This is a genomic window from Hydrogenophaga sp. UC242_53 (assembly GCF_042696965.1).
GTDB lineage: Bacteria > Pseudomonadota > Gammaproteobacteria > Burkholderiales > Burkholderiaceae_C > Hydrogenophaga.
The window spans coordinates 1,555,812-1,571,379 of record NZ_CP170552.1 but is presented as its reverse complement, the minus strand read 5'-3'; the positions used below and the strand labels follow the sequence as shown (position 1 = coordinate 1,571,379).

The 15,568-nt window shown below is 69.2% G+C and carries 21 protein-coding genes and 2 pseudogenes; 14 read left to right on the top strand and 9 right to left on the bottom strand.

Annotation, left to right across the window (positions count from 1 at the left end):
* The first annotated feature begins 5 nt into the window (after positions 1–5).
* Positions 6–779, top strand: a complete 774-nt coding sequence (locus ACFJI0_RS08095; protein WP_382324162.1) for a hypothetical protein — start codon at positions 6–8, stop codon at positions 777–779.
* Here the strand turns inward: ACFJI0_RS08095 and ACFJI0_RS08090 are convergent.
* The 3 genes from ACFJI0_RS08090 to cadR all read right to left on the bottom strand — a co-directional run bounded on the left by ACFJI0_RS08090 (position 754) and on the right by cadR (position 2,451).
* The gene (locus ACFJI0_RS08090) at positions 754–1,518 is read right to left on the bottom strand and encodes a Crp/Fnr family transcriptional regulator (RefSeq protein WP_382158768.1); all 765 of its coding nucleotides are present in this window, start codon (positions 1,516–1,518) and stop codon (positions 754–756) included. The genes ACFJI0_RS08095 and ACFJI0_RS08090 overlap by 26 nt on opposite strands.
* Before the next feature lie 133 nt (positions 1,519–1,651).
* Positions 1,652–1,984 carry a YnfA family protein gene (locus ACFJI0_RS08085; protein WP_382158770.1) on the bottom strand — a complete coding sequence of 111 codons (333 nt, stop codon included), beginning with the start codon at positions 1,982–1,984 and terminating at the stop codon, positions 1,652–1,654.
* Positions 1,985–2,019: 35 nt separating this feature from the next.
* Positions 2,020–2,451, bottom strand: a complete 432-nt coding sequence (gene cadR, locus ACFJI0_RS08080; protein WP_382324160.1) for a Cd(II)/Pb(II)-responsive transcriptional regulator — start codon at positions 2,449–2,451, stop codon at positions 2,020–2,022.
* Positions 2,452–2,518: 67 nt separating this feature from the next.
* On the opposite strand from cadR, the gene ACFJI0_RS08075 reads away from it, so the two are divergent.
* The 6 genes from ACFJI0_RS08075 (at position 2,519) to ACFJI0_RS08050 (ending at position 5,600) form a co-directional block, all read left to right on the top strand.
* Positions 2,519–3,175, top strand: a complete 657-nt coding sequence (locus ACFJI0_RS08075; RefSeq protein ID WP_382324158.1) for a cation transporter — start codon at positions 2,519–2,521, stop codon at positions 3,173–3,175.
* Positions 3,165–3,542, top strand: coding sequence for a DUF3703 domain-containing protein (locus ACFJI0_RS08070; RefSeq protein WP_382324156.1), 378 nt, complete (start codon positions 3,165–3,167; stop codon positions 3,540–3,542). Before ACFJI0_RS08075 ends, ACFJI0_RS08070 begins: the two co-directional genes overlap by 11 nt.
* Complete coding sequence (locus ACFJI0_RS08065; protein ID WP_382324155.1) at positions 3,542–3,877, top strand: hypothetical protein; 336 nt, start codon at positions 3,542–3,544, stop codon at positions 3,875–3,877. Before ACFJI0_RS08070 ends, ACFJI0_RS08065 begins: the two co-directional genes overlap by 1 nt.
* Positions 3,878–4,018: 141 nt before the next feature.
* Positions 4,019–4,534 carry a signal peptidase II gene (gene lspA, locus ACFJI0_RS08060; protein WP_382324154.1) on the top strand — a complete coding sequence of 172 codons (516 nt, stop codon included), beginning with the start codon at positions 4,019–4,021 and terminating at the stop codon, positions 4,532–4,534.
* Complete coding sequence (locus tag ACFJI0_RS08055) at positions 4,531–4,947, top strand: disulfide bond formation protein B (RefSeq protein WP_382324153.1); 417 nt, start codon at positions 4,531–4,533, stop codon at positions 4,945–4,947. The genes lspA and ACFJI0_RS08055 overlap by 4 nt, the downstream gene beginning before the upstream one ends.
* Positions 4,944–5,600: a DsbA family protein gene (locus ACFJI0_RS08050; RefSeq protein WP_382158783.1), complete on the top strand. Its 657-nt coding sequence runs from the start codon at positions 4,944–4,946 to the stop codon at positions 5,598–5,600. The genes ACFJI0_RS08055 and ACFJI0_RS08050 overlap by 4 nt, the downstream gene beginning before the upstream one ends.
* Before the next feature lie 18 nt (positions 5,601–5,618).
* On the opposite strand, the gene ACFJI0_RS08045 is transcribed toward ACFJI0_RS08050, so the two are convergent.
* Complete coding sequence (locus ACFJI0_RS08045) at positions 5,619–5,930, bottom strand: high-potential iron-sulfur protein (RefSeq protein WP_382324152.1); 312 nt, start codon at positions 5,928–5,930, stop codon at positions 5,619–5,621.
* Positions 5,931–6,026: 96 nt separating this feature from the next.
* Between ACFJI0_RS08045 and hpnD the strand changes: the two genes are divergently transcribed.
* From hpnD to ACFJI0_RS08030, 3 genes are all read left to right on the top strand, one after another.
* The gene (gene hpnD, locus ACFJI0_RS08040; RefSeq protein ID WP_382324151.1) at positions 6,027–6,893 is read left to right on the top strand and encodes a presqualene diphosphate synthase HpnD; all 867 of its coding nucleotides are present in this window, start codon (positions 6,027–6,029) and stop codon (positions 6,891–6,893) included.
* 37 nt (positions 6,894–6,930) lie between these two features.
* Positions 6,931–8,292: a hydroxysqualene dehydroxylase HpnE gene (hpnE, locus tag ACFJI0_RS08035; RefSeq protein WP_382324149.1), complete on the top strand. Its 1,362-nt coding sequence runs from the start codon at positions 6,931–6,933 to the stop codon at positions 8,290–8,292.
* 86 nt (positions 8,293–8,378) lie between these two features.
* Complete coding sequence (locus ACFJI0_RS08030; RefSeq protein WP_382324147.1) at positions 8,379–8,840, top strand: SH3 domain-containing protein; 462 nt, start codon at positions 8,379–8,381, stop codon at positions 8,838–8,840.
* A gap of 476 nt (positions 8,841–9,316) precedes the next feature.
* Here the strand turns inward: ACFJI0_RS08030 and ACFJI0_RS08025 are convergent.
* Both ACFJI0_RS08025 and ACFJI0_RS08020 read right to left on the bottom strand, forming a co-directional pair.
* Positions 9,317–9,502, bottom strand: a pseudogene (locus ACFJI0_RS08025) (glutathione S-transferase N-terminal domain-containing protein); the annotation flags it as partial.
* 2 nt (positions 9,503–9,504) lie between these two features.
* Positions 9,505–10,221, bottom strand: coding sequence for an HAD family hydrolase (locus ACFJI0_RS08020; protein ID WP_382324145.1), 717 nt, complete (start codon positions 10,219–10,221; stop codon positions 9,505–9,507).
* A 12-nt stretch (positions 10,222–10,233) separates the two neighbouring features.
* Between ACFJI0_RS08020 and hemH the strand changes: the two are divergent.
* The 3 genes and pseudogenes from hemH (at position 10,234) to ACFJI0_RS08005 (ending at position 12,080) form a co-directional block, all read left to right on the top strand.
* Positions 10,234–11,332 (top strand): annotated as a pseudogene (hemH, locus tag ACFJI0_RS08015) (ferrochelatase).
* Between the two features lie 27 nt (positions 11,333–11,359).
* Positions 11,360–11,710, top strand: a complete 351-nt coding sequence (locus ACFJI0_RS08010; RefSeq protein WP_382324143.1) for a DUF2200 domain-containing protein — start codon at positions 11,360–11,362, stop codon at positions 11,708–11,710.
* A 106-nt stretch (positions 11,711–11,816) separates the two neighbouring features.
* Positions 11,817–12,080 carry a hypothetical protein gene (locus ACFJI0_RS08005; RefSeq protein WP_382324141.1) on the top strand — a complete coding sequence of 88 codons (264 nt, stop codon included), beginning with the start codon at positions 11,817–11,819 and terminating at the stop codon, positions 12,078–12,080.
* Here the strand turns inward: ACFJI0_RS08005 and ACFJI0_RS08000 are convergent.
* Entirely contained in the window at positions 12,077–12,970 is an 894-nt protein-coding gene (locus ACFJI0_RS08000) for a YihY/virulence factor BrkB family protein (RefSeq protein ID WP_382324139.1), read from the bottom strand. The two genes, ACFJI0_RS08005 and ACFJI0_RS08000, sit on opposite strands and share 4 nt — an antisense overlap.
* A gap of 134 nt (positions 12,971–13,104) precedes the next feature.
* Between ACFJI0_RS08000 and ACFJI0_RS07995 the strand changes: the two genes are divergently transcribed.
* Positions 13,105–13,563 carry a nuclear transport factor 2 family protein gene (locus ACFJI0_RS07995; protein WP_382324137.1) on the top strand — a complete coding sequence of 153 codons (459 nt, stop codon included), beginning with the start codon at positions 13,105–13,107 and terminating at the stop codon, positions 13,561–13,563.
* A 9-nt stretch (positions 13,564–13,572) separates the two neighbouring features.
* Here the strand turns inward: ACFJI0_RS07995 and ACFJI0_RS07990 are convergent, their stop codons facing one another.
* Both ACFJI0_RS07990 and ACFJI0_RS07985 read right to left on the bottom strand, forming a co-directional pair.
* The gene (locus tag ACFJI0_RS07990) at positions 13,573–14,460 is read right to left on the bottom strand and encodes an alpha/beta fold hydrolase (RefSeq protein ID WP_382324135.1); all 888 of its coding nucleotides are present in this window, start codon (positions 14,458–14,460) and stop codon (positions 13,573–13,575) included.
* On the bottom strand, positions 14,457–15,560 hold the full coding sequence (locus ACFJI0_RS07985) for a branched-chain amino acid ABC transporter permease (protein ID WP_291112288.1): 1,104 nt from the start codon (positions 15,558–15,560) through the stop codon (positions 14,457–14,459). The genes ACFJI0_RS07990 and ACFJI0_RS07985 overlap by 4 nt, the downstream gene beginning before the upstream one ends.
* Positions 15,561–15,568: the final 8 nt, after the last annotated feature.

Below are 15,568 nucleotides of genomic sequence, written 5' to 3'. Positions count from 1 at the left end.
CCGTCATGCGCATCCCCTCTTCCCTCGCGCAGGACATCCGCAACGGCGTGCTGATCGGCGCGGCGGTGCTCACCTTGCTCATGCCGCCGGCCAAGCTGGTGCAGGGCCCCGACGGCCCACAGGCTGGTGCCGCCATCGCGGTGCCGCTCGCGCCCCTGTCTGCGCCGGAGCCGGACTTCGGCGGCGTCGAGGCCACCGCCAACGCGCACGAACTCGTGCAGTGGATCGCCCGCACGGGCGACAACGCGGGCATGCCTTTCGTGCTGGTGGACAAGCCAGCCGCCCGGTTGCATGTTTTCAATGCCAACGCGAGCCTGCGAGACAGCACCCCGGTGCTGCTCGGATTTGCGCCTGGCGACGACACCGTGCCAGGCATCGGCAACAGGCCGGTGGAACAAGTGAAACCGCATGAGCGCACGACACCAGCCGGCCGCTTTGTCGGGCATCTGGGCCACAACCTCACGGGCGAAGACGTGGTGTGGGTCGACTACGACGCCGCCGTGTCGATGCACCGCGTGCGGCCCACGCTGCAGCCCAAGGAACGGCGCGCCGAGCGGCTCGCGTCAGCGACCATCGACGACAACCGGATTTCCTATGGGTGCATTAATGTGCCGGCCGCGTTCTACGAAGCGCAGCTGAAGCCGGTGTTCTCGACCATGTCGGCCGTGGTGTACGTGTTGCCCGAGCACAAGAGCCTGAGCGAAGTGTTCGGCCTGACCACGGCGCCCGCACCGTTGCCGCAGGAGGCGCGGGTCAGGCGCTCTGCAGGGTCCGTTTGACGATCCGCGTGGGAAGCGAAGGTGTGCCGTGGCCGCAGGAGAGCTTGTCGTACGCGCGGCGCACCACACCGTAGCATTCGCAGCTGCGCGCTTCGAGCCCGTCGCGGTCCAGGATGGAGATATGACCCCGGTGGTACTCGATCAAACCGGCTTTCTGCAGCTTCAGCGCGCCGCTGGTGACGCCTTCGCGCCGCACGCCGAGCAGGCTGGCGATGCGCTCCTGCGTGGCCTGCATGTCGCTGTTGTCCTGCCGGTCCAGGTGCTGGAGCAGCCAGCGGCAGAGTTGCTGGTCGAGCGCGTGGTGGCGGTTGCAGGCCGACGACTGCGCCATGTGCGTGAACAGCGCCTGGGTGTAGGCCAGCAGGTGCTGCAGCAGTTCGGGCGAGCGGCGAGTGTGGTGCAGCAGCGCCTGCACACCCATGCGGCCAGCGTGGCCGGGGCGTTGCACGACGGCGTCGCACAGGGCGCTGGTGTCGCCCATGAAGGCGCACACACCCACCATGCCCTCGTTGCCGACCACCGCCACTTCGGACGATGCGCCGTCTTCCAGCGAGGACACCAGCGACACGGTGGCGCTGACGGGAAAGTACACGTGCCGCACTTCGGCGCCGGCCTGGTGCAGCAAGGCGCCGGCCCGCAGCTCTTCCCATTCGAGGTCGGGCTCCAGAAGCTCCCATTCGGCGCTCGACAGCATCGCCAGCAAGTGGTTGCTGGGCAGCGGAGACGGATTGGTGGTCATGGCAGTTCCCTTTCAACAGGTCGTTCGATTCGCGGGCCCACCCGGGGGGTGAGCCGAGCCCAAATTAGGCCGGGGATCGCACGAACACCGTGTCAGACGAAGTGCCCTTTTCGCCGTAGGAGAACGAGAGGGATCAGGCGCCCTGAGGCTGCAGTGCGATCACCGCCATCCCGGTCAGGGCAATTACCGCTCCCGCCACGTCCCAGCGGGTGAGGGAGACGCCGTCCACCAGCCGCAGCCAGACCAGGGCCACGGCGATGTACATGCCGCCATAGGCCGCGTAGGTGCGGCCGGCGGCGGCGGGATGCAGGGTGAGCAGCCAGGCGAACAGGCCCAGCGCCAGCGCCGCCGGCAGCAGAAGCCAGGCGACTTTTTCCTGTTTGAACACCAGCCAGGTGAGGTAACAACCCACGATCTCGGCGAGCGCGGTGACGGCGAAGAGGAAGGTGATGCGCAGGGCGTCCATGGGAGTGAACCGGTAAAAAACGGCGTCAAAAGGCATCAATGGCCGGGATGGCAGGCGCAGGCTTCCCCGTGCGCGGCCGAGACCAGCTCGGTCAGGATGCCGCAGGGCGCCCCGCCCTCGTGCTCGCCGTCGCATCGCGAACGAAGTTGCAGCAATTGTTTCTCCAGCGCCCGCATGCTCTTGAGGCGGGCGCGCACGCGGCTGAGCTGTTCGTCCACCAGTTGGTCCACATTGAGGCAATGGCCTTCGGGGTCGTCCACGAAGCCGAGCAGGCGTTTCACGTCGGCCAGGGGCATGTCCAGCGCGCGGCAATGGCGGATGAACGACAGCCGCTCAAGGTGTGGCTGGTCGTAGTTGCGGTAGCCGTTGTCCAGCCGCGCGGGCTCGGGCAGCAGGCCTTCCTTCTCGTAGAAGCGGATGGTTTCCACGTCCACGCCCGTGGCACGGGCCAGTTCCTTGATCTGCATGGTTTTTCTCCTTGTTGACACTGTAGCCGCTTTAGGGTTTTCAATACAGGCATCGAAAGGAAAAACCATGTCAGCCCATTGCCATACCCACGACACCCCCAAACCCACCGAGGTCGCCAACCTGGGCCGCTACCGCCGCATTCTCTGGATCGCACTGCTGGTCAACGCGGCCATGTTCCTGGTCGAGATCGTCGCCGGCTGGCGCGCCGGCTCGCTCGCGCTGCTGGCCGACGCGATCGACTTCGCGGGCGACGCGCTGAACTACGCCATCTCGCTCGCGGTGCTCGCCTCCGCGCTGGCCTGGCGGGCCCGCGCGGCCGTGCTCAAGGCGGTGAGCATGATCGGCTTCGGCCTGTACATCCTGGGCAGCGCGGCGTGGGCGGCCTGGAACGGCCAGGTGCCCGATGCCACCACCATGGGCGTGATCGGGGTGCTGGCGCTGGTGTCCAACGTGGCCGTGGCCTGGATGCTCTACGCCTTCCGCGAGGGCGACGCCAACATGCGCAGCGTGTGGCTGTGCTCGCGCAACGATGCCATCGGCAACGTGGCCGTGATGCTGGCCGCGCTCGGCGTGTTCGGCACCGGCAGCGCCTGGCCCGACCTGATGGTGGCCAGCCTGATGGCCGCGCTGGCCCTGCACGGCGGCTGGCAGGTGCTGCGCCAGGCGCGCGGCGAGCTCGCCGGTGAAAGCGAAGCCCACGGGCACCACGACCATGCGCACTGAGCCCACCGCCGTGCCGGGCTTCGACCCGGTGATCTACGCCCGCCTGCTGTCGCGCTTGCACGCACTGCCCGCCACCGCGACCCGCGAGCGCTGGCTGCTGCTGGAGGCGGCCCATGTGGTCGGCCAGACCCGTTTCCGGCCCCACCTGGAGACCCATTGGCTGATGCTCGGCCAGGCCTGGCGCACCCGGGATGCGAGTGAGGGGGCCGGGCAGGTGCTGCGGCTGCTGCTCGTGCCCCTGGGCCACCTCACAGGGCGCCTGCCGATCGGCAACCCGGGCCGGTCGCAGGTCAGCGCCTTCCGGCCCATGGCCGTGCACGCGGACATCGCCGATGCCATCGCCCAGGCCACTCCTACAATCCCCTGATGCGTTCGTGGCTCGCCGTCCTCCTGTTGGTGCTCTTGCCGTTGCAGTTCTCCTGGGCTGCGATGGGCACGCCCGCCCCGCATGAACGCGAGCCCGTGGCGGGGGCGCACTGCCCCCATCCCCATTGCGCCACCCGCACGCCGGGGCTGGATGCCAGCACGGCGCACCACGCCGATTGCGGCACCTGCCACAACGGCTGTCCCATGGCCCTGTTCCACGAACCGCGCCGCCCCTTCGCGAGCGCACCGGCCTTCCCGCTGACGGGGGCCGCCATGGTGCCGGCGTCGAGGCCGGCCGACCTGCCCGACCGGCCTCAGTGGAGCGCCCGGGGCTGACCCCGGGCAGCGGCCTCATCCGCCTGTGGCAGCGCCGTTCGCGGCGCCGCGCCCGCGTCTCCCCCTCCTCACGCAGCGGCGAGCGGCCTTCCGGGTCGCCCGCTCTTCTCTATTCCTGCGCTCTTCGAAGAGGTGCACCCCATGTCACTCCATTGGCTCCGCCGATCCCCCCGTTGGGCCTGGCTGGTTCTCGTCGTCGCGCTGGTGGGCGCGGACCAGGCCACCAAGGCCCACTTCGCCGCCACGATCCCGCTGGGCACGGGCATCGAACTCACCCCCTGGCTGAACCTGGTCCATGTGCTCAACACCGGCGCGGCGTTTTCGCTGCTGGCCGATGCCGACGGCTGGCAGCGCCCGTTCCTCATCGCCGTCGGCCTGATCGTGGTCGTGGCCATCAGCTTCGTGAGCATGACGCGCCACGTCGAGCCGATGGAGCGCTGGCTCGGCGCGGTGATCGTGGCCGGCGGCGCGGGCAACCTCATCGACCGCGTGCAGACCAGCGCGGTGGTGGACTTTCTCGACCTCCACTGGCGCGGCCTGCATTGGCCGGCCTTCAACCTGGCCGACGTGTTCGTCGTGACCGCCGTCGTCGCCTGGGCCCTGCTCTCGCTGCGGCGGCCTGCCGCGCCCGTCGCCACACCGGACGCCCGACCATGAAGAACCCCTGGACGCTTCTGCTCCTGGCCTGGCTGGTGGCGCTCGCCGCGACGGCCGGCGCGCTGTTCATCGGCGAGGTCATGTTGATGGTGCCCTGCCAGCTCTGCTGGTACCAGCGCATCTTCATGTTTCCCCTGGCCCTCATCCTGGGCATGGCCTGCTTCAGCGAAGACCGGCGCGGCGCGGTCTACGCGCTGCCGCTGGCGCTGGGCGGCACCGCCATGGCGGGTTACCACACGCTGCTGGTGGCCGGCCTCATCCCCAAGGCCTGGCTGCCGTGCAGCGCCGGTGTCTCGTGCGCGGACCAGCGGCTCGAGATCCTCAACGGCATCCAGATTCCCTGGCTCTCCCTGGCCGCCTTCGCGGCCATCAGCCTTCTGCTCACCCTGTTCCTTCGAAAGACCTCCCGATGACCTCCAAGAAAATCACCGTGATCGCGCTCGTCGCCGTCGTGCTCGCCGCGTTCGGCCTGGGCGCCTACCTGTACCAGCAGCGTGTGCAGAACTCGCAGATGGACAAGGTCACCCAGCAACAGGCGCGCCTCGTGCGCATGCATTCGCCGGTGTTCGGCCCGCAGGGCGCGCCGGTGACCATCGTCGAGTTCTTCGACCCGGCCTGCGAGACCTGCCGCGCCTTCCACCCCGTGGTCAAGGGCCTGCTGGCGCAGTACCCCAACGAAGTGCGTGTGGTGATCCGCTATGCGCCCTTCCACCAGGGCTCGGACCAGATCGTCCTGCTGCTGGAAGCGGCCAAGCGGCAGAACAAGTACGCGCCCGTGCTCGACGCCGTGCTGGCCGCGCAACCGCAGTGGGCCGACCACGCCCAGCCCAACTTGCGCGTGGCCTTCCAGGCCGCGGAACAGGCCGGGCTGGACATCAACCAGGCCATCGAGGACGCCCAGCGGCCCGAACTCGCGGCCGCGCTGCGGCAGGACATCGAAGACCTCACCGCGCTGGAAGTGACCAAGACGCCCACCTTCTTCGTCAATGGCCGGGGCCTGCCCAGCTTCGGGCGCGAGCAGCTCCTCGCACTGGTGGCCGAGGAAGTCGCGAAGGCCCGCAAGTGAGCCCGGGCGGCGCCCGCGTCAACCCTTGGGCACGTGGGCGCTGCACCAGCCGTTCGCCACCACCATCTTGCCGGTGAAGATGGTGCAACCCCCCACCGCGTCACCGGGCTTGCCGGTGTAGAGCTGGCAGTTGCGGCAGGTCTGCGCCGGGGTGTGCCTGGGGAACTTGCGCGGATCCACCTTCTGGGTGTCGGGCGTGTAGCCCAGGGCCAGGGCGGTGGGGTCCTTGTCGCCCACCATGGCCGGCTGGGCCACCGCCGAGGCGGCCCAGCCGGCCGCGCCGGTGGCGGCCGCTCGCAACAGAAAGACGCGACGGTTCGAATCGTTCATGGGGCACCTCGTGGGGGACGCGCTGGATCGCCGGCCCATCCTACCCGCAGGCGGTGGGCCCGGGTGCGTACACTTGGGCCCCGGATCGCACCACGCATGAGCCCTCAAGACTACGTCCAGCAAAAAGCCGCTGCCTCAGGCAGCAGCTTCTACTACGCCTTCCTGTTCCTGCCGGCCGAGCGCCGCGCGGCCATCACCGCCTTCTACGCCTTCTGCCGCGAGGTGGACGACGTGGTGGACGAGGTCAGCGACCCCGCCGTGGCCCAGACCAAGCTGGCCTGGTGGCGCCGCGAGGTGGCGCAAGCCTATGCCGGCGAGCCCAGCCACCCGGTGATGCAGGCGCTGATGCCGCTGGCCAAGACCTACGAGATCGAGATCCGCCACCTGCTGGCCGTGATCGACGGCTGCCAGATGGACCTGGAGCAGAACCGCTACCTCGACTTCGCCAACCTGCAGCGCTACTGCCACCTGGTGGCCGGCGTGGTGGGGGAAGTGGCGGCGCGCATCTTCGGCCAGACGCAGATCGCCACCACCGAATACGCCCACCGCCTGGGCCTGGCCTTCCAGCTCACCAACATCATCCGCGACGTGGGCGAGGACGCCACTCGCGGGCGCATCTACCTGCCTGTGAACGAGCTGCAGAGCTTCAACGTGCGGGCCCACGAGCTGCTGCAGCGCGGCGCCGCGCCCGGCACCGATGTGACCGACTTCCAGCGCCGCTTCCACGCGCTGATGCAGTTCCAGTGCACGCGCGCCCTGCAGACCTACGACGATGCCCTGGCCCTGTTGCCCGCGGCCGACCGCCGTGCCCAGAAACCGGGCCTGATGATGGCCAGCATCTACCGCACCCTGCTCAAGGAAATCGCGGCCGACCCGCTGCTGGTGCTGACCCAGCGCGTGAGCCTGACGCCTTTGCGCAAGTTCTGGCTGGCCTGGAAAGTCCAGGCCCTGGGCAGGCTATGAGCCCCACGCTGCGCCGCCGCGCGGGTCTTCGCGTCCTATGAGGCTCGCCGTCGTCGGTGCCGGCTGGGCCGGCATGGCCGCCGCGGTGGAAGCCGCCTCGCGCGGCATCGATGTGACGGTGTTCGAATCGGCGCGCACGCTCGGGGGCCGCGCGCGCGCCCTGCCCGCGCAGTTGCCCGACGGCACGCCGCTCACGATCGACAACGGACAACACATCCTCATCGGCGCCTACAGCGACACGCTGGCGCTGATGCAGCGCGTGGGGCTGGACCTGTCCCAGGCGCTGCTGGCCCTGCCCCTCGCCCTGCCGCACACCGACGGCTCGGGCCTGCAGACGCCGGCCTGGGCCGCGCACTGGCCCGCGCCGCTGGACGCGCTCGCCGCCATCGCCACCACGCGCAGCTGGCGCTGGCGCGAGCGGCTCGCGCTCGTCAACGCCTCGCTGCGCTGGCAGCGCCAGGGCTTCCAATGCGATCCCCAGCTCACCGTGGCCGAGCTCTGCGCCCGCCTGCCCGCGCGCGTGGTGCAGGAGCTCATCGAACCGCTGTGCGTGTCCGCGCTCAACACGCCCACGGTGGACGCGAGCGCGGCCGTGTTCCTGCGCGTGCTGCGCGATGCCCTGTTCGGCAAGGGCTTCGCGGGCTTCAGCGCGTCCAGCCTGCTGCTGCCGCGCACCGACCTCTCGCGCCTGTTCCCCGATGCGGCGGCCGAGTGGCTGCTGCGCCATGGCGGCTCGACCCAGATGCGCATCGGCACCCGCGTGAGCACCCTGCGCCCGCTGGCCACGCAATGGATGCTGGGCCACGAAGGTGGCGAAGAGGCCTTTGACCGCGTGATCTGGGCCACCGCCGCGAGCCCCGCCGAAAAGGCCATCCGCCAGGCCGCCGACGCCTGCGACGAAAGCACCGAGCCCATCCTCAAGGCCTGGGCGCGCTCGGCCCGCGCGCTGCCCTTCACGGCCATCACGACCGTGTATGCCTGGGCATCCGGCGCGCGCCTGGCCTCGCCCATGCTGGCCCTGCGCGCCGAGCCCGACGCCCAGACCGCCCCCGCGCAGTTCGTGTTCGACCGGGGCCAGCTCAGCCCCGCGGACCCGGCCGCGCAAGGCCTGCTGGCCTTCGTGGTGAGCACCAGCGGCGAGGACCGCGACGACCTGCAGACCCAGGTGCTCGAACAAGGCCGGCGCCAGCTCGGCCTGCCCGCGCTGCAGGCCGTGCAGACCGTGGTGGAAAAGCGCGCCACCTTTGCCTGCACGCCCGGCCTGGTGCGGCCGGTGCAGGCCATCGCCCCCGGGCTCTGGGCCGCGGGCGACTACGTGGAAGGGCCCTACCCCGCCACGCTCGAAGGCGCGGTGCGCAGCGGCCTCGCGGCGGCCCGGCTCGCCACCGAAGCCCACTGATCCACGCATCTGCGGAACCTCTGGGGCGCACGGGGTTCACACCGTGTGACATTTTTTTCAACCCCGACCCGAAGGAGACCTCGCGGATGAACGCCCCCCACCCCGCCCGACACCTCATCGCCGCCGCCGGCCTGTGCCTGCTCGCGCTCAGCACGAGCGTGGCGCAGGCGCAAAGCATGGTCAGTGTGCAGGGCAGCACGCTCAACATGCGCGAAGGCCCGAGCACCAAGGCCGCCGTGCTGTGGGAACTCAAGCGGGGCTACCCGCTGCAGATCACCGAGCGCAAGGGCAGCTGGGTCAAGGTGCGCGACTTCGAGGGCGACACGGGCTGGGTCGCGCGCTCGCTCACCGGCAACACGCCGCACCATGTCGTGAAGGCGAAGGTCGCCAACATCCGCAGCGGCCCGGGCGCACAGCACCGCATCGTGGGCAAGGCGGAATACGGCGAGTTGCTGCGCACGCGCGAGAAGCGGGCCGACTGGGTGCGCGTGGAACGCGAAGAAGGCGTGGGCGGCTGGATCGCCAAACAGCTGCTCTGGGGCTTCTGAGCCCCGGCGCTCAGCCGTTCTCGCGCACCGCGAGGTAGGCCGGGCGCGCCATGCAGCGCCGGATCCATTCGTGCGTGAGCGGGTGGGCGTCCATCAGCGCCCTGGACGGGCGCGCCCAGTTCAAGACGCTGGCGCACGCACAGGTCGGCCACGGTGAAGCGCGCGGCGGCGAGGTGGGCCTGGTCCGCCTCTTTCTGGCGCTGCAGGTGCCGCTCGATCACGCGCAGCGGCACCGCCAGGCGGCGCTCGGCCGCGTCGGCCAGCTCGGGCTTGCGCCGCTCCATGGGCATCACCAGCCGGTGCATCAGCACCGTGAGCGCATCGGCCTCGGTTTCGGTCATGGCCCAGAAGCTCCAGCGCAGGGCTTCGGCGTCTTCGTGCGGTGTGGCCGGCGTGATGCTTGCGCCGTCGGCCGGGCCGTGGTGGCGCGCGATGTACAGCGCGCAGGCCATGCTCTCCCACACCACCACATCGCCTTCGGGCCGGGCATCCACCACCGCCGGCACGCGGCCGTTGGGGTTGATCGCGAGGAACTCGGGCGTGCGCGTGCCGCGGTCCTGGTAGGCCAGCTCGACGTGCTTGAAATCCAGGCCCAGTTCGGTGGCGGCCCAGAGCGGGCGGACAGCGCGGGAAGCGGGAATGCCGTAGATCGTGAGGCCCATGCTCAGCCCAGCTGGCGGCACAGGGCCATCAGGTCGGCCACGGTGACATGGGGTTGCAGCGGCGCGTGCTCCCAGGCGTGGCCGGCGCGGTTGAGCCAGGCCACCTGCATGCCCGCGCCCAGCGCCCCCACCACGTCGAGCTGCGCGTCGTCACCGATGTGCAGCACCTCGGCGGCGCCCACGCCCGCGCTGCCGGCGGCCGCGTGGAAGATCCGCGCATCGGGCTTGCCCACGCCGAACTCGTGCGCGCTGAACGCCGCATGGAAATGCTGGCCCAGGCCCACCGTGTGCACGTTGGCATTGCCATTGGACAGGGCCACCACCGGGTAGCGCTTCGCCAGAAACTCCAGCGCCGGCAAGGCGTCCTCGAACAGCTCCACGCGCTGGCGCTCGGCAAAGAAGATGTCGAAGGCCGGCTCGGCCAGCGCCGGGTCGTCGCCCGCGCGCGTCAGCACCAGGCGGATCGCCTCGCGGCGCAAGGCACTCATGTCGTGCGCCAGGTCGGGCCGCAGGGCGTGCATTTCGTTGCGCACCGCGCGCAGGGCTTTGGGGTCGCCCCACTGCGCGGCGGTGGCCGGCGCGTGCTCCAGCAGCCAGGCGGCCAGCACGGCCTCGGCGCGCTCGATGATGGGCCAGATCGGCCACAGCGTGTCGTCCAGATCGATGGTGATGGCGCGGATGCGGCTGACGTCCAGCGCAGTGGGGAGGGGGGTATTCATGTCTGCGGGAGAATAGCGCATGCCCTTCCGCCCGAACCGACGATCCCCCATGGCCAACCTGCGCGCACGGCCATCGTCTATTGCAACCTCGGCACGCCCGACGAAGCCAGCGCCCCCGCCCTGCGCCGCTACCTCGCCGAGTTCCTCGGCGACCCCCGCGTGGTGGAGATTCCCCCCGCTGGTCTGGTGGCCCATCCTGCACGGCATCATCCTGCGCACGCGACCGAAGAAGTCCGCCGCCAAATACGCCAGCGTCTGGCTGCCCGAGGGCTCGCCGCTGAAGGTGTGGACCGAAAAACAGGCCACGCTGCTGCGCGGCTACCTGGGCGAGCGCGGCCACCAGGTGACGGTGCGCTATGCCATGCGCTACGGCAACCCGTCCATCGCGTCCGTGCTCGACGAGCTCAAGGCCCAGGGCGTGGCCCGCGTGCTGGTGCTGCCGGCCTATCCGCAGTACAGCGGCACCACCACCGCCAGCGTGATCGACGCGGTGACGGCCTGGAGCCAGCCCGTGCGCAGCCTGCCCGAGCTGCGCTTCGTCAACCGCTACCACGACGACCCGGGCTACATCAAGGCGCTGGCCCGGACCATCCGCGCGCACTGGACGGCGCACGGCCAGGGCGACCACCTGGTGATGAGCTTCCACGGCGTGCCCGAGCGCACCCTGCACCTGGGCGACCCCTACCACTGCGAATGCCGCAAGACCGCGCGCCTGCTGGCCGAGCAACTGGGCCTGGCGCCCGAGCGCTACACCCTCACCTTCCAGTCGCGCTTCGGCAAGGCCAAATGGCTGGAGCCCTACACCGAGCCCACGCTGGTGGCAATGGCGAAGAAGGGTTTGAAGAACGTGGACGTGGTCTGCCCCGGCTTCACCAGCGATTGCCTGGAGACGCTGGAAGAAATCAACATGGAGGCGCGCGAAGCCTTTCTGCACGCGGGCGGCCAGCAGTTCCAGTACATCCCCTGCGTGAACGACTCGCCCGAGTGGATTCGCGCACTGGCCGATCTGGCCGAGCGGCACCTGCAAGGCTGGCCCACCAAGACAGCGGACAACCCGATGGAGCTGCAGGCCAGTCGCGAACGGGCCCTGGCGCTGGGCGCGAAAGACTGATCCTGCTGGTTCACACGAGGGAAGACCATGCCCGCCCACCCCATCTTCAAGACGGCGTTTGCCAAGGTCTACCCGCTGTATGTGCAGAAAGCGGAGCGCAAGCACCGGACGAAAGCGGAAGTGGACGACGTCATCCGCTGGCTGACGGGCTACGACCAGGCGGGCCTGGAGCGGCAGATCGCGCAGGGGCACGACTTTGAAACCTTCTTCGCCCAGGCCCCGGCGATGAACCCGAAGACCTCACTGATCACCGGCGTCGTCTGTGGCGTGCGCGTCGAGGCGGTGGAAGACCCACTGATGCAGCGCATCCGCTATCTGGACAAGCTGATCGACGAGCTGGCCAAGGGCAGGACGATGGAGAAGATCCTGCGGCAATAGCGCCGCCGGGAGCGGCCCGCGCGGCCATGAGGACGCGAAGTCGTCCTACATCGCCTCGTGTCCTGGCGCGATAAGGTGGAGCCTCGATCACTGTAGGAGATGCACCGTGGTGACCAGAAGAAAAACCCAAGGCTCGCTCGTCGAGCGAGCCAAAGCGCAAGACGGCGCCCGCGACAGTTTTCCCGGCGAGCACTGGCTGGTGCTGGGCGCGGGCATTGCGGCATGGGCGCTCACGCGCACGAGCCCTTCGGTGGTCGTGCGCACGGCAGGTATGCTGGCGGCCACCGCCCTCGTGGGCCGAGCCGCCAGCGGCCGCGATGGCTTGAGCAAGCTGCTGCGCTACACGCCGTTGGGCCGGCGCATCCGCTAAGGCGGGGAGGTCTTGCCGTCTGGCTCCACCGAGCCGCGCAGCACCCCATTGATCTCGGCACCGAAGATCAGCGTGGTGGCGCTGATGTACAGGAACACCAGCGTCGCCACCACGCCCGCGAAGCTGCCGTAGAGCAAGGCCAGCTTGCCCGCGGTGCGCAAGGTGTACGACAGGCTCGCGGCCGCCCCCACCCAGAGGGCCGCCCCCACCACGGCACCTGGGATCACGGTGTAGAGCCGCTGGCGAATGTCCGGCAGCCAGCCGTACATCAAGGCATACAACATCACCAGCACCAGGAACGCCGAGCCATAGCGCACGCTGTTGCGCGCCCACAAGGTCTCCCGCCCCACGCCCACGTTCTCGGCCAACAATAGCCACACATACGGCATCACCACCACCGAACTGAAAGCCAGCAGCACGCCCGAGCCCACCACCACCGTGAACAGCGTGACCTTGATGCGCGCCTTCCAGAACGGCAGCCCGCGCTCGATGCCATAGGCGCGGTTCAGCGCCGAGCGGATCGCCTGCATGCCCGACGAGGCGGTCCACAGCGTCACCAGCACGCCCACGGCCAGCAAGGCCTGGTTGCGCTGGGCCAGCACCTGCTCGATGACCGGCTGCATCACGTCGCGCACCACTTGCGGCGTGTACCCCACCACGCGGCCCACCAGCGCCGCCGCGTCGCCAGGCTTGCCAAGGTAGCCGGCCGAAGCGGACAACAGGATCAGGAGCGGAAACATTGCCAGCACCGACGAGAACGCGAGGCTGCCGGCCTGGTTGGCGCTCTGGTGCAGGACGTAATTGCGGATGGCCAGCAGGATCACGCGCAACCCTGGTGTGTTCAGCGCGGCGTGCCGAATGCGGCGCCCGGCTTCGCGAAGGCGGCTCATGGGTGCAGAAGGAAAATGCCGAACTCAAGACGCATCACGCCACTCCAAGGTTCACGGCCAAACGACAGTCGCCATGGTAGTTGAACCCCATCGATCGGGTGCGATGCCCTTTTTCTCCCTGCAGCGAGGAGCCCATGACCCACCAGACCGGATCTCCATCCATGGAATCGTTGGTGAATGAATTGTTCCAGCGCTATGAGCGCGAGTTCAACCGATCCCTCCGCGGTGATTCAGACCTCGTGGCGGTCGCGAATCTCTACGCCAAGGCATTCATCGCGGCGACCCCGTCGGGCGTGGTCACGGGGCAGAACGACGACCAGTTGAAGCGGGTGATGGCCGACGGCTTCGAGCGCTACCGGCAGATCGGCATGAGCGGCATGAAGCTCCAGCGCCTGGACATCTCCGGCATCGACGATCTTCACGCGCTGGCGCGCGTGGACTGGACGGCGACCTATGCCATCGGCAACGAGAAGAAGACCATCGACTTCACCAACGCGTACCTCGTCCGCCGGGAAGGCGACACGGCCACGGTGTTTGGCTGGATCACGGGCGACGAGGAAGCCGTGATGAAGGCGCATGGGATCGTTCCGTGAGTGCCCGGCTCAGTGCCCCGCCAGAAACCGCTGCACCAGCTCGAACTGCTCGGGCACGTTGAGCGCGGGCGCGTGTCCGCAGCCGGCAATCGTCACCACCAGCGCGCGCGGCCCGCGGTCGCGCATGGCCTCGGCCGTGTCGGCCAGCAGCAGGTCCGACTCCGCGCCGCGCAGGCACAGCACGGGCACGTCGATGCGGTCGTAGGTGGGCCAGAGGTCGTAGTCCGCGGGGTGGTGGCTGAACTGCATCACCATGGCCGGGTCGTAGTGTGGCGTGACGCGGCCATTGGCCAGTCGGCGCGCCGAGCTTTCGGTGAGCAGGCGCCACTGCGCGTCGCTCAGGTAGCCGTAGGGCTTGTAGACGGTGCGGAAGTACTGTTCCAGCTCGCTCATGGTGTGGAACGCGGCCGGGTTGCCCGCGTAGCTGCGGATGCGCTGCACCGCCGCGTCGGCCAGCTTGGGGCCGATGTCGTTGAGCACCAACCGCTCGATGCGCCCGTGCAGCGGGCCGGCGGCGCACACCATGCCGATGGCGCCGCCCATGGAGGTGCCCACCCAATGGAAGCGTTTGATGACGAGCTGGTCCACCAACGCGGTGGCGATGCGCGAATAGAAGTCCAGGCAGTACTCGGCTTCGGGCTCGGGGCTCCATTCCGAGAGGCCGCGCCCGATCGTGTCGGGGCAGATCACGCGCCAGCCCTGCGCGCTGAGGTGCGCGGCCAGCGGGTCCATGTCGCGCCCGGTGCGGGCCAGGCCGTGCCAGGCGACCACCGTCTGACCGTTGGGCGTCTCGGGCTCCCAGTCCATGAAGTGGATTTCGCGGCCTGCGCAGATGAGGTAGCGCGAGCGCGGGGTCACGGCGGTGGCCGCGGGCGCGAGGGTGGTGGCGGTGTTCATGGCCGGCCTCCTTTCAGGCGCGCGAGCGAGGCCCGCTCTCGCAGCTTGCCCACGATACCCGTGGGGAAGTAATACACCGACAGGACGAAGAGCACACCCAGCCAGAGCAGCCAGCGGTCGGGCGTGAGCAGCGCGGGCAACAGCGGCAGGCCTTCGGTGGCGCTGCCGGCCATGCGCAGCAGGTCCTGCAGGTAACTTTGCGCCACCACGAAAAGCACGCTGCCGATGAAGGCGCCGTAGAGCGTGCCCATGCCGCCGATGACGACGATGAGCAGGATGTCCAGCATGATCTCGAACGAGAGCGAGGTGTCCGGTCCGTTGTAGCGCAGCCAGAGCGCGAGCAGGCAGCCCGCGAGCGTGGCGAAGGAGGCGGAGAGCACGTTGGACAGCGTGCGGTAGACGACGGTGCGGTAGCCCAGGGCCTCGGCACGGAAGTCGTTCTCGCGGATGGCCTGCAGCACGCGGCCGAAGGGCGAGTTCACGATGCGCAGGATGGTGAGGAAGATCGCGGTGACGGCCAGGAAGATCAGGTAGTAGGTGATCAGCCGGCCGTTGAGGTCCACCTCGCCCAGCGGCGTCTGCAGCGGTTCTTCGGTCAGCGTGAAGCCGGGCGAGAGCAGCTCGGGCACGCGGAAGGTCAGGCCGTCTTCACCACCGGTGAAATCCGACAGCTGCGAGGCCAGCGTGAGAAAGGCCGAGGCCACCGCGAGCGTGATCATGGCGAAGAAGATCGCGCGCACCCGCAGCGAGAACAGGCCGATGAGCAGCGAGAGCACCAGCGAGACCAGCAGCGCGCAGAGCACACCCAGTGCAATTGCGCCCCAGGACGGTGACTCCGCCGCGTTGAGCGCGATGGCCACGCCGTAGGCCCCGATGCCGAAGAACATGGTGTGCGCGAAGCTCACGATGCCGGTGTAGCCCAGCAGCAGGTCGAAGCTCGCCACCAGCGCCACGAAGATGAGCACCTTGGCGGCCACGTTGAGCGCCTTCACGCCCGGGAACAGGAAGGGCGCGAAGGCCAGGCCCAGGAAGAGCACGATCAGCAAGGCGACCAGCCAGCGGCTGCGCGGCAGGTCGTTGGAGAGGAGACGGGACAACATGCTTCGGC